The 13320-nt window shown below is 28.9% G+C and carries 8 protein-coding genes; 6 read left to right on the forward strand and 2 right to left on the reverse strand.

The genetic code is table 11. From position 1 onward, the window contains the following. Positions 1–63: 63 nt before the first annotated feature. Positions 64–2319: a formate C-acetyltransferase gene (gene pflB, locus BTO04_RS04725; RefSeq protein ID WP_087563401.1), complete on the reverse strand. Its 2256-nt coding sequence runs from the start codon at positions 2317–2319 to the stop codon at positions 64–66. 393 nt (positions 2320–2712) lie between these two features. Here pflB and BTO04_RS04730 point away from each other — a divergent pair, with 393 nt between their 5' ends. From BTO04_RS04730 to BTO04_RS04750, 5 genes are all read left to right on the forward strand, one after another. Continuing rightward, a complete protein-coding gene (locus BTO04_RS04730) occupies positions 2713–3507 on the forward strand; it encodes a pentapeptide repeat-containing protein (RefSeq protein ID WP_087563402.1) in 795 nt (264 codons plus the stop codon). Positions 3508–3776: 269 nt separating this feature from the next. After that, positions 3777–5540, forward strand: coding sequence for a long-chain fatty acid--CoA ligase (locus BTO04_RS04735; protein ID WP_087563403.1), 1764 nt, complete (start codon positions 3777–3779; stop codon positions 5538–5540). Between the two features lie 73 nt (positions 5541–5613). Further along, a complete protein-coding gene (locus tag BTO04_RS04740; protein ID WP_087563404.1) occupies positions 5614–7389 on the forward strand; it encodes a long-chain fatty acid--CoA ligase in 1776 nt (591 codons plus the stop codon). Positions 7390–7947: 558 nt separating this feature from the next. Further along, positions 7948–8532, forward strand: coding sequence for a class I SAM-dependent methyltransferase (locus tag BTO04_RS04745; protein WP_087563405.1), 585 nt, complete (start codon positions 7948–7950; stop codon positions 8530–8532). Between the two features lie 510 nt (positions 8533–9042). Then, the gene (locus tag BTO04_RS04750; protein WP_198342113.1) at positions 9043–10446 is read left to right on the forward strand and encodes a sulfatase-like hydrolase/transferase; all 1404 of its coding nucleotides are present in this window, start codon (positions 9043–9045) and stop codon (positions 10444–10446) included. Positions 10447–10666: 220 nt separating this feature from the next. Here BTO04_RS04750 and msrA read toward each other — a convergent pair whose 3' ends face one another. After that, on the reverse strand, positions 10667–11320 hold the full coding sequence (gene msrA / locus BTO04_RS04755; protein ID WP_087563407.1) for a peptide-methionine (S)-S-oxide reductase MsrA: 654 nt from the start codon (positions 11318–11320) through the stop codon (positions 10667–10669). A 238-nt stretch (positions 11321–11558) separates the two neighbouring features. Between msrA and dnaX the strand changes: the two genes are divergently transcribed. Next, positions 11559–13247: a DNA polymerase III subunit gamma/tau gene (gene dnaX, locus BTO04_RS04760; RefSeq protein WP_087563408.1), complete on the forward strand. Its 1689-nt coding sequence runs from the start codon at positions 11559–11561 to the stop codon at positions 13245–13247. The last annotated feature ends 73 nt before the right edge of the window (positions 13248–13320 follow it).

Genomic DNA, 13320 nt, shown 5'->3' on the forward strand with positions numbered 1-13320 from the left:
TAAAAGCAGATACAATAAGCGTCTTTATTATTTTTTGAATCCCTAAATAAATATATAAAAGGACTACATAGAACCGTGGAAAGAGCGTGAAATTACTTCCATTTGCTGTTCTTTAGTTAGTCTAATAAAATTAACAGCGTATCCAGAAACTCTAATTGTTAATTGAGGGTGATTTTCTGGATGCTCCATAGCATCTATTAAGGTTTCTTTGTCTAATACATTTACATTTAAATGTTGTGCTCCGTGTTCAAAATAACCGTTTAAAGTTGCTACTAAGTTGTCTATTCGTTCTTCTTGAGTAGCTCCTAAAGATTTAGGAACAATTGAAAATGTATTAGAAATACCGTCTAAAGAATCTTTATAATCTATTTTAGCAACAGAGTTTAATGAAGCAATTGCACCATTATTATCTCTACCATGCATTGGGTTTGCACCAGGAGCAAAAGCAACACCTAAAGCTCTACCATCTGGAGTTGCACCCGTTTTCTTACCATATACAACGTTAGATGTAATTGTTAATACAGACATTGTTGGTTCTGCATCTTTATAAACTCTTAATTTCTTTAATTCGTTGTTAAAGTCTTCTACACCATTATGAGCAAAAACATCTACCCTATCATCATCATTTCCATATTTAGGAAACTCTCCTTCAACAATAAAGTCTACCGTTAAACCGTCTTCATTTCTAACAGGTTTTACTTTTGCATATTTAATTGCTGATAAAGAATCTGCTACAATTGATAATCCTGCAATACCATAAGCGATATTAATTTGTGGATTTGTATCAATTAAAGCCATTTGAGCTTTTTCATAGTAATATTTATCATGCATGTAATGAATAATGTTCATTGCATCATTATATACTTTTGCAACTTTAGTCATAGCAACTTTAAAGTTAGCCATTACTTTATCAAAATCTAAATACTCATCAGTATAAGGGGCAATATTATCTACCATTTGAGTTCCAGTAATTTCACATTTACCTCCATTAACAGCTAATAGTAATGTTTTTGCAAGGTTTGTTCTAGCTCCAAAAAACTGAATTTGTTTTCCTATTTCTTGATATGAAACACAACATGCAATCCCATAATCATCAGAACCTCTTAAAGTTCTCATTAAGTCATCATTTTCAAACTGAATAGATGAAGTATCAATAGCTACTTTTGCACAGTAATTTTTAAAATTTTGTGGTAATAAAGGAGACCATAAAACTGTAATATTTGGTTCTGGTGATGGACCTAAGTTATATAATGTATGTAAGAAACGGTAGGATGTTTTAGTCACTTTTGTTCTTCCGTCATTTAACATACCACCAATTGCTTCTGTTACCCAAGTAGGATCTCCAGCAAATATTTCATCATAAGCCGCCATACGTAAGTGGCGCACCATTCTTAGTTTCATTACAAATTGGTCTATATATTCTTGTGCTTCTACTTCTGTAATAACACCATTTTGTATATCTTTTTCAATATAAATATCTAAGAAAGTAGAAACATTACCTAAAGACATTGCAGCTCCATCTTGCTCTTTTACAGCAGCTAAATACCCCATATAAGTCCATTGTACTGCTTCTTGAGCATTTACAGCAGGACGATTTAATTCAAGATTATAATAGTTCCCCATTACAATCATGTCTTTTAATGCTTTAATTTGCTCAGCAACTTCTTCTCTTAAACGAATAACAGCATCTGTCATTGGTCCTTCAATATTTGCTAAATCTGCTTTTTTAACTGCAATAAGTTTATCAATTCCATATAAAGCAACACGTCTGTAATCACCAATAATTCTACCACGTGCATAATTATCTGGCAAACCTGTTAAGAAACCTAAAGATCTAAATTTTTTAATTTCTGCAGTATACACATCAAAAACACCATCATTGTGTGTTTTTACATATTTAGTAAATAAAGTGTTAATCTCTTCACTCGGCTTTAAACCATGCTCTTCTAATGCTTTTTGTACAACTTTGTAACCTCCAAAAGGTTTCATCCCTCTTTTAAGAAGTTCATCTGTTTGTAAACCAACAATTACCTCGTTTTCTCTGTCTATATAACCCGCTTTAAAACTAGCTACTCCAGAAATAGTGTCAGTATCAACAGAGTGTACTCCATTGTTTTCTCTTTCAATTTGAGTTTCTTTTTTACAAACTTCCCAAAGTTTTTGAGTTTTCTCACTTGCACCTGCTAAAAATTGGTCATCTCCATAATAAGAAATAATGTTTTTAATTACAAAATCTCTAACATTAATGGATGTGTTCCAAACTCCATTCTTGAAGCCTACTTCTTTTGGTTTTTCTAAAATTAATTCTTCTAATTCCATTACTTCTATGTGTTTAATGTTTTATGTATTCACATTTATAAAGCAAATTTACACGCAAGAAGAATTTTAAAATATGACAAATGTCAGTAAACAACCGAAAAACAAGCTTTGATGTATTTTTCCTGAATCTGTTTTAAACATTAAAAAAAGAAAGGTTATCCTTTATATTATGTTTAATTTATAGCATAAATATTAATAAATTTTGTTTTTTATTATCATATTATAAAATTACTTTTTAAAAAAAAATAATCTTATCTATTATTCTTATTAAAATCAGTACTATTGGTTTATTAATTCTACTTTTTAAAGCTCTTATTTTTTTAAATAATTAATTAAAACTGTAACATATTATTTTTTCTATTGTCTTTATTATAGATTTAAACTTTAACAATCATGAAACATAAAATTACTTTATTCGCTTTAAGCTTCTTTTTTATAACTTCAATTACGTATGCTCAGAAAACGATAGAAGCATCAGATATTATGAAAGATATCAGAAACGGAAAATCAATATCTTATAAAAATGCAACTATAGTTGGTACTTTAGACTTTACTTATATGGATGAAGCTATCGAAAAATTACCCAGAAAAAAGAAAAACAATTGGTTTAATTGGAATTCTGGAAACACTACAAATGAAATTAAAAAAATGATAGCCGTTAAAATTTCATTTACAAATTGCACTTTTAAAGAGGATGTTTTAGCATACATACCAGATGAAGATTCTGGCTACACTTTTACTGCTAGTTTTAAAGATAAAGTTTTATTTAAAGAATGTACTTTCAAAAGAAAAGCAATGTTTAAATATTCTCATTTTGAAAAAAACTCCAACTTTAAAGGCTCTAAATTTGAAGATAATAGTACTTTTAAATACGCTAAATTTGAGCATAATAGCTCCTTTCAAAATACTATTTTTAAAGAACCTGCAACCTTTAAATATGCAAAATTCATTGGGAATAGTAGCTTTTCTAATTCCGTTTTTGAAGAAACTGCAACCTTTAAATATGCGAAGTTTAACGATGGTGTTTCATTTAAAAACACAAAATTTGAAGAAGATTTAATTATAAAATATACAGCAGTTTCTGGTGAATTTGATATTACGGGTATGCTTGTTGCTTATGAAATAGATTCTAAATACACTAAAATCAACGGAAAAAACTTTAACAAATACATGTTAGACAAAAAATAGGTATTAATACGTATTATTAATTCTATGATAATTTATACCTTGCAATCATATTAGAATAGTTGGATTAGGGGCTAGCTATTTTATAAACTATGACTAGCTTCTTTATAAGTTAAAGAAGCTAGCTATTTTTACAAAGCAAAAAAAATTATTAATTTATATTTCCCCCAATTGTTTTTATGAATAATTGATATCAAAAAAAGGTTAGTTTAAATACTAGCCTTTTTTTAGTTAAAAAAATCTTTTACTATCTTGTCAAGAAATATACGTTCATGTCAACAAATATTTCTCGCATTTTTGATTTTCCTTACTATCAATTAGAAAATCAACCTCAAAAAAAATGTTTCAACTACAAAGAAGAGAGTATTTGGAAAAGTATTTCTACGCAAGAATATATTAATTTAGCAAATAAAGTAAGTAGTTCTCTTCTAAAATTAGGTGTAAGACCGGGTGATAAAATAGCAGTAATAACTGTAAACAATAACCCTAATTGGAATATTTTAGATATAGGAATTTTACAAATTGGCGCTCAAAATGTACCTTTATATGCAACACTTGCAGAAAAAGATTACGAATATATTTTAAATCATTCTGATGCAAAGTATTGTTTTGTGTCAAATGGTGATTTATATCAAAAAATAGATGCTATAAAAGTTAAAACACAACTAAAAGGAGTTTTTTCTCTTGAGGAATTAAACACAACATATGATTGGAATTCTTTTTTAAGCTTAGGCGAAAATGATGATTATGAAGCTGAAATAGCTAAACTTAAAAAAGCGGTTACACCAGAAGATCTAGCTACTATAATTTATACTTCTGGCACAACTGGTACTCCAAAAGGCGTTATGCTAAGTCATAAAAACATCGTATTCACAGTATTTACAACAACAAAATCTCTTAACTTAAACAAAAATGACAAACGCGTTTTAAGTTATTTACCCATCAGTCATATTTTTGAAAGAACAGCAACTTACTTAAATCAATATTTAGGTATTGAAATCTATTTTGCAGAAAGTATTGAAAAAATTGGTGACAATATTAGAGAAGTTAAACCTCACTATTTAGCAGTTGTCCCAAGATTATTAGAAAAAATTTTCGATAAAATTATTGACAAAGGAAGTATGCTGATAGGTATAAAAAGACAACTCTTTTTTTGGGCATTAGCATTAGCAGAAAAATATGAACCTTATCATAAAAATGGGTCTTGGTATCATTTTAAACTAAAAATAGCTAATAAATTAATTTTCTCTAAATGGAGAGAAGCTTTAGGTGGTAACTTAAAATTTATGGTTTCTGGTAGCGCTCCTTTACAAGATAGATTAGTAAGAATTTTTACTGCAGCAGAAATTCCTGTTTTTGAAGGTTATGGAATGACAGAATCTTCTCCTGCAGGAACCATAAACGACGTTAGAAATAATGGTTTAAAAATTGGAACTGTAGGAAAACCTTTAGAAGGCATAGAAATTAAAATTGCTGAAGACGGAGAAATCTTAATAAAAGGAGAAAACGTAATGTTAGGTTATTACAAAAATGAAGCACTAACAAATAAAACTATTATTGATGGGTATTTGCATACTGGAGATATTGGAGAAATTGATACTGATGGTTTTTTAAAGATTACTGATAGAAAAAAAGAAATTTTTAAAACATCTGGCGGTAAATACATTGCTCCTGCTGCTTTAGAAAGCGAGTTTAAACAATCTCGTTTTATAGAACAAATTTTAGTTATTGGCGAAGGAGAAAAAATGCCTGCTGCGTTCATTCAACTTCATTTTGATTTCGTTTATGAATGGGCAAAAAGACACAATCATGTTATAGAAGATGTTTCTACTGATGAAAAATTGATTGCTAGAATTCAAAGAGAGGTTGATTTTTATAATAAGAAATTTGGTAAATGGGAGCAAATTAAAAAGTTCGAAATCACTAAGGATGAATGGTCTGTAGCATCTGGACACTTAACACCTACCATGAAAATGAGAAGAAAGATAATTAAAGAAAAATACAAAAATCTCTATCAAAAAATATATAATTCTTAATAAAAAAGTCAAATAATAAGTATTTGTGAAATCAATGTAAAATTCATACTTTGCAATATTGAAATTATAACTTATGTCTATAGAAATTACACGCTTATTTGATTTTCCCTATTATCAATTAGAAACCTATAACTTAGAAAAAGCTTTTACTACAAAATACAACGGTGAATGGTCTTCTATAACAACGAAAGAATATATAGATAAAGCAAACCAAATTAGTAGAGGTTTACTGCGTTTAGGTATAAAACCTAATGATAAAATTGCTGTTATTTCTACAACAAATAGAACAGAATGGAATATTTGTGATATCGGTGTTTTGCAAACAGGTGCTCAGAATGTACCTATTTACCCAACAATTTCTAAAGAAGATTATGAGTATGTTTTAAACCACTCTGAATCAATTTATTGTTTTGTTTCTGATGTTGACGTTTTAGAAAAGGTAAATCAAATTAAAGAAAACACAAGCCTTAAAGGTGTTTTTACTTTTGATGATATTGCCAATGAAAAAAGTTGGAATGAAATTTTAGAATTAGGAAAAGACAAAAGTAATCAAGAAGAAGTTGAAGCTAGAAAAGAGGCTGTACAACCAGATGATTTAGCTACTTTAATATATACTTCTGGTACAACAGGTAGACCAAAAGGCGTAATGTTGTCTCATAAAAATATTGTTAGCAATGTTTTAAGCTCATTTAAAAGGGTTCCTTTAGATTATGGGAACTCAAAAGGGTTAAGTTTTTTACCTGTTTGTCATATTTTTGAAAGAATGATTTTATATCTCTATCAATATTGTGGCGTTTCTATCTATTTTGCAGAATCATTAGAAAAACTTACTGAAAATGCACAAGAAATAAAACCGCAAGTAATGACAGCTGTTCCTAGGTTGTATGAAAAAATTTATGATAAAATTATTTTAAAAGGAGAAGAATTAAAAGGAATAAAAAAAGGAATCTTCTTTTGGGCAGTAAGACTTGGTTTAAGATATGAACCTTATGGAGCAAATGGTTGGTGGTATGAAAAACAATTAGGTTTAGCGCGTAAATTAATTTTTTCTAAATGGCAAGCTGCTTTAGGAGGCGAATTAAAATTAATGGTTTCTGGCAGTGCAGCTTTACAACCAAGGCTAACAAGAATTTTTGCTGCTGCAGATATGCCAATTATGGAAGGTTATGGTTTAACAGAAACCTCTCCTGTAACTTCTGTTAACGATGAAAGAAATGGCGGTTTTAAAGTAGGTACTGTTGGTAAAGTAATTGAGGGTGTAGAAATAAAAATTGCAGAAACCGGAGAAATTTTAATAAAAGGACCAAACGTAATGCTGGGCTATTATAAAGATCCAGAAAAAACGGCTGCCGTTATAAAAGATGGCTATTTTTATTCTGGTGATAAAGGGGAAGTTGATATAAATGGATTCTTAAAAATCACAGGTAGAACAAAAGAAATGTTTAAAACTTCTGGTGGTAAATATGTTGTTCCACCATTATTAGAAGGCGAGTTAAAACAATCTCTTTTTATAGAACAAGTAATGGTAATTGGAGAAGGTGAAAAAATGCCTGCTGCTTTTATACAACCTAATTTTGAGTTTATTAGAGAATGGATTAAGCATAAAAATTTAGAAATAGGAAGCACAAATCAAGACATTGCAAGTTCTAAAATTGTTACTGATCGCATACAAGAAGAAGTAGATAAATGTAATGAGCAGTTTGGTAAATGGGAGCAAATAAAACGTTTTGAACTTACTCCTGAAGTTTGGGGTATCGATTCTGGTCATTTAACACCTACAATGAAAATGAAACGAAATATTATTTTAGAAAAATATAAAGATTTATTTGAAAAAATTTATAGAAATTAACTTTATTTAAATTAAAAAAAAAGCTCTCGAAATTCGAGAGCTTTTTATCGTTAATAAACAGATGTTTATACTCTTTATTTTCTTATTTAAAAAAGAAAAATTTGCTAACACCGATAATAAATGATTAAAATGATATGTAATCGTTTTAAGTTGTGGGTAAGTTAATTACAGACTTGCAGACATCTGTTTGATACTTTTTTAACAGTGCCATATATATATATATTACCATTGAAGACAAGGGTAATTCTATAATGATTCTATTTTAAGTTCTATCTATCATACTTAAAATAGCATACTGAAAAAAAATGTTCTTCGATTTCTCGCAAGGATTTATAACGAATCTTCTACTTAATTTTTGTTCGTATGGCCATATTTTGGTTTTATAATTGCCCTTTCAACTAAATAATCGGTTTAAATTTTTTTGATGATTCTATAAAGAGCTGGAGTAGTTGGAGTAGTTGGTAGCCTAAAAAAACTTTATCTCATTCAGGGTTCAATCCTGATATTTATTATATTTTGTTTTGTCATAATTATTTTCTACCATTGTACAAAAAAAAATTGAATCAAAAATTAAAAACCAAGATAGAGTTTACAAAAAACCTATTTGTGACAGGAGCAATTACTGAAACAAGTCGAAAAGTTGAAATAGAGATTTGTAGATATATTCCAAAAAACAAAGATGTTGTAGTTGTAGAATTTGGTATGGGGCATGGAAATATCACAAAAGAGATACTTAATAATATTTCACCAAATTCTAAATTGTATACTTTTGAAGTTAATGAAGAATTTTGTGACCATGTTAAAACATTAATTAAAGATGATAGATTAATTATAATAAATGATGGAGCCGAAAATATGAAAAGGCGTATCAATCAAAAAGTTGATTGTGTAATTTCTTCAATCCCATTTTCATTTTTTTCTAAAGAAAAAGGATTGGGTATTTTACAAGATGCCTATGATTATTTGTCAAATGAAACTTATTACAGTCAAGTTTTGTTAACAAAATTTAACTTTAAGAAATTTCAAGCAATTTTTGATAATTCTGAAATAATAAAGTTTCCTAATTTTCCAACTGAATATATTTATCATTGTCAAAAGCAAAGCGACAAAATCAAATTATCAAACTTGGCTAACCTTTCATAAATTATACCGCTTTTAAATAGATCGTAAAGAGCAAATATAAAAACATGAAATACAACATCAACTTTATATATGAGCAACAATAAACCGACCTACTTTTCTCTACTCATTTTCTTTCAAATAATTATATCTACAATAGTAATTGTTTTATTCCAACAAATTTTTCTTTTAAAACCAATAATTATCATTGCACATTTATTCGTAATCTGTTGTATTAACTTATTGATAATTGTATTGGGGCTCTTATTGTTTTCAAGGCGGTTCATTAATTACGAGAAAATTACAAAATATATTGTTTCAAGTTTATATGGTGTTTTTATTGTTTTACTCTATTATACATACCTTTTTTCGTTTTTAGGAAAAAGTTTTAATGGACAAATATTTACTTCACAGATCGTTCTAGGGTATCTGAGGCACCTTAATGTATTGGTAAACAACCTTTCTTTAAGTCCCATATTAGTTTATAGCGGATTGTTTATCATTCCATTTTTTATTTTTATTGCAATTTTATCGATGACTAAATTCATATATCAAAGAATATTTCATTTTAATAAATTCATTCTTAGACATAATTTTAATAACCCACCTAAATACATCATATTTAATATAATTATCTTTTTATTTCTATTTGGATTTGCTTCGGCAACGGTTTTATTAAAGCACCAATCAATCTCAAATCGACTTTTTGCGATGGAAGAACCACTTGTCTCTTTTTTTTTTAAAAATAACAATCCTTTTAATGGTCAAACCATATCTAATAATAACGAAGACATTACAATAAGATATGATTATCCAAAAAACATAGATTTCCAGAAAAAAAACATAATTGTAATTGTAGTTGATGCATTACGTTCGGATCATTTGGGGCTTTATGGATATAAGAGAAAGACATCTCCATTTTTAGACAGCATTTATTCTTCAGGTAATCTAAAAAAAATAGAATTATCTTTTTCCGTTGCTGGAGCTTCTTTTGCTGGTATCAATGGCATTTTAAGATCTAAGATATGGTCAAATATGGGCTATAATAACTTTTCTTTGCAACAACTTCTAAAAGACCAAGGATACGATATTAATTTTATTCTTTCAGGAGACCATACTAATTTTTATGGCCTTAAATCATTTTATGGAAATAATTCAGATTTTAATTATTTTTTAGATGGCACAACTACTAATAAATATTCAGACCCTAATGATGACAGGATTATATTCGAAGGACTAAATAAAATATATGAATACAATAACAATCCTTCATTTTTCTATTTTCACCTTATGTCGGCACATTCTATAGGTTTAAAACTTGACAAATATAAAAAACACCTACCAGCTAACGCAAACCGATTAAATATTGAAAACTATACTAATAGGTATGATAATGGCATATCCCAAGCTGATAATTATATAAAGGAGGTTTTTAAAAGGTTATCTTCAAAAGGTTATCTTGAAAACAGTATTGTTGTCATAACGGCAGATCATGGAGAAGCGTTGGGTGAAAGAGGTGAGTTTGGTCATGGTAGAAACGTGTATACTGACAAGATTCTAATCCCAACACTTATTTATGATACAGATACCGTTCAATACAAGAACACTGACTATGCAACCTCTGTGGATATTGCTCCAACGATTGTTGATCGATTGGGCTTACCAATCCCTGAGTCTTGGGAAGGTAATTCATTATTTAGTAAAGAAAACAGAGAATTCACATTTCATCAAATGAGTGAGAATTATGCTATTATACATACAAAAGATAATTTTCGATTTAAATATGTATATAATAACAAAACACAAGAAGAAGAGCTTTTTGAGTTAAAGACCGATTTATATGAAACAAATAATATAATTGACTCAATGAAGATAAAATATTTAAATAGCCTAAGGAATCAGTTGACTAATCAATTTCGTTTAAAACCATTTAAATAAAAGTCATAATTTATCAAACTTGTTATGAATCTTTTTTTATCCTTCTATTGATTTGAAGTATATAATGACAGCCAAACTTAAGATGTATAAAAACAATAGCCAGTTTATTCGTAAGTTCAAAGGTTGTAACCCAAATCTAACTTTTGTGTAACTTGATTGGAATTAAGCCTGAGATCGGCTACTATTCTTATACAAACAGTTAGCGAATCCTCATTTAATATTAGTGCTTTCCTTTTTTCAATAAACCAGGAAACTTCTTTTTAAACTTATTTAATCTAGGCACAGAAACTGCTTTTACATAGCCTTGGTTTGGATTTCTTCTTTCAAAATCTTGGTGGTACTCTTCGGCTTTATAAAACTTCTTTAATTTGGTTACTTCAGTTACAACTTTATTATTATAGACTGTTTCATTCAAACTTTTAACTGCTTTTTCTATAATCGTTTTTTCTTCATTAGAAGTATAAAATGCAATAGATCTATATTGCGATCCATAATCTGGATGTTGTTCATTTAAAGTGGTTGGATCATGAGAACCAAAAAAGACAGTAACCAAGGTTTCAAAACTCACTTTATCAGGATTGTAATACACTGCAACAGTTTCTGAATGCCCTGTTGTACCCGTTCCTATTTTCTTATACGTTGGGTTTAAAGTAGTACCACCAGCATAACCAGAAACCGCTTCTTCTACTCCAATTACACTTTCGAAAATAGCTTCTACACACCAAAAACAGCCGCTTGCAAAATAGGCAACTTTGGTGTTTTCTTGTGGAATATACTGCTGACTTTTTAGGGTTTCCTTTTTATCAGTAAAACCAAAACAAGAAATTAATAAAAAAGCAAAACTTAAAATTAAAAAAGGTTTTAAATACTTCATTGTCTAATACTATAGGCTGTTAATTAATTATTGATTTTTGAAATGTAACAAGAACAAAATTAATTCTTGATTGGTACATTTCTTTTGAACGTTAAATTCGAAAATTCGAACTATAATTTATTGGTCGTTAAAAAGGGCTACAATATACAATTGTTTACAACTTTAGCATTTTTTTAAGAATCATTCTTGTAAAAAATGAAGTAGATACCTATTTTTGTTCTTCTAAATTATAAGATAAATGGAGCATTTTGTAGTTTCTGCACGTAAATATCGTCCTCAAAATTTTGAGGATGTAATTGGGCAAAAATCAATTACAAATACGTTAGAGAACGCTATTAAAAATAACCATTTAGCACAAGCTTTATTATTTACAGGACCTAGAGGAGTTGGTAAAACATCTTGTGCTAGAATTTTGGCTAAAAAGATAAATCAGCAAGACGTAGAATTAGCTGGAGATGAGGATTTTGCATTTAATATTTTCGAGTTAGATGCTGCTTCTAATAACTCTGTAGATGATATTAGAAGTTTAACAGATCAAGTTAGAATTCCGCCACAAACAGGAAAATATAAGGTTTATATTATAGATGAGGTACACATGTTGTCTCAAGCTGCATTTAATGCCTTCTTAAAGACGTTAGAAGAACCTCCTGCACATGCTATTTTTATTTTAGCAACTACGGAAAAGCATAAAATTATTCCTACTATTTTATCTCGTTGTCAAATTTTCGATTTTAAGAGAATTGGTGTTTTAGATGCTAAAAATTATCTAAAAACGATCTGTGAAAAAGAAAATATTACAGCAGAAGATGATGCATTGCATATTATTGCTCAAAAAGCAGATGGCGCAATGCGTGATGCTTTGTCCATTTTTGATAGAGTTGTAAGTTTCTCTGGAAGTAATTTAACGCGTGAAGCTGTAACAGAAAATTTAAACGTTTTAGATTATGAAACGTATTTTTCTATGACAGATTTGTTATTAGAAAACAAAATTCCTGATGTTTTATTAGCATTTAATACTGTTTTAGCAAAAGGTTTTGAAGGACATCATTTTATAAACGGATTAGCAAGTCATTTTAGAGATTTATTAGTTGCAAAAGACAAAGCCACTTTAGAGTTATTAGAAGTTGGTGACAATGCAAAAAAGAAATATTTAACCCAAGCAACAAAAGCGAGTATTCCGTTTTTAATGCAAGCAATTAACAAAGCAAATGATTGCGATTTAAACTACAGAGCTAGTAAAAATCAACGATTGCTGGTGGAATTAACTATTATGCAAATTGCCTCTATCACTTTTGATGGAGAAAAAAAAAAGCCAGCTAACTACATAATTCCTGCTACATTTTTTCAAGCACTTTCTCCTGCTGTAAAAGAGATTGCAAAACCGATTCAAAAAAAGGCTATTGTTGCGCAACCTCAAAAAGTAGAAGAACCAAAGCCAAAGTTTAAAACTCCTGTTTTAAAATCTGCAGAAAAACGTACTTCTTCACTTTCTTTAAAAAGCATTCATCAGAAAAAAGAATTAAAAAAGGCAGTTGTAGAAGAAAATTTCGACCATCATCCTAAAGATATTTTTACTGAAAAACAATTGCAAGATTTGTGGAAAGAATATGTGGCAATTCTTCAGGCAAAAGGAGAAAGAAGTATGGCTTCTATTGTAGGTACAGATGCACCAAAGTTGTTAGAAAAGTTCTTAGTTTCTTTTACACTTCCTAATAAATTGATGCAAGATCAGTTTCTAAAAGGAAGAACACCAATAACTAAATTTTTAAGAGAGAAATTAAATAATTACGGCCTTTCTATTGAAACAAAAGTAAATGAAACCATAGAAAAAAAGTTTGCTTATACCCCTCAAGAAAAATTTAATAAAATGAAAGAACTAAATCCGTTATTAGAAAAATTGCATAGAATTTTTGATTTGGATTTGTAACATTCTACTATTTTATTCTACTTATAAGTACGCTTTAAATTAAGTTGAATAAAACGCTCTTTTTAACTAAATT

The organism is Polaribacter sp. SA4-10 (genome assembly GCF_002163835.1).
In the GTDB taxonomy this organism is placed as follows: domain Bacteria; phylum Bacteroidota; class Bacteroidia; order Flavobacteriales; family Flavobacteriaceae; genus Polaribacter.

Coding starts and splice junctions, on each gene's coding strand:
- pflB (WP_087563401.1), bottom strand. CDS start 2,319: ATGGAATTAGAAGAATTAATTTTAGAAAAACCAAAAGAAGTAGGCTTC.
- BTO04_RS04730 (WP_087563402.1), top strand. CDS start 2,713: ATGAAACATAAAATTACTTTATTCGCTTTAAGCTTCTTTTTTATAACT.
- BTO04_RS04735 (WP_087563403.1), top strand. CDS start 3,777: ATGTCAACAAATATTTCTCGCATTTTTGATTTTCCTTACTATCAATTA.
- BTO04_RS04740 (WP_087563404.1), top strand. CDS start 5,614: ATGTCTATAGAAATTACACGCTTATTTGATTTTCCCTATTATCAATTA.
- BTO04_RS04750 (WP_198342113.1), top strand. CDS start 9,043: ATGACTAAATTCATATATCAAAGAATATTTCATTTTAATAAATTCATT.
- msrA (WP_087563407.1), bottom strand. CDS start 11,320: ATGAAGTATTTAAAACCTTTTTTAATTTTAAGTTTTGCTTTTTTATTA.
- dnaX (WP_087563408.1), top strand. CDS start 11,559: ATGGAGCATTTTGTAGTTTCTGCACGTAAATATCGTCCTCAAAATTTT.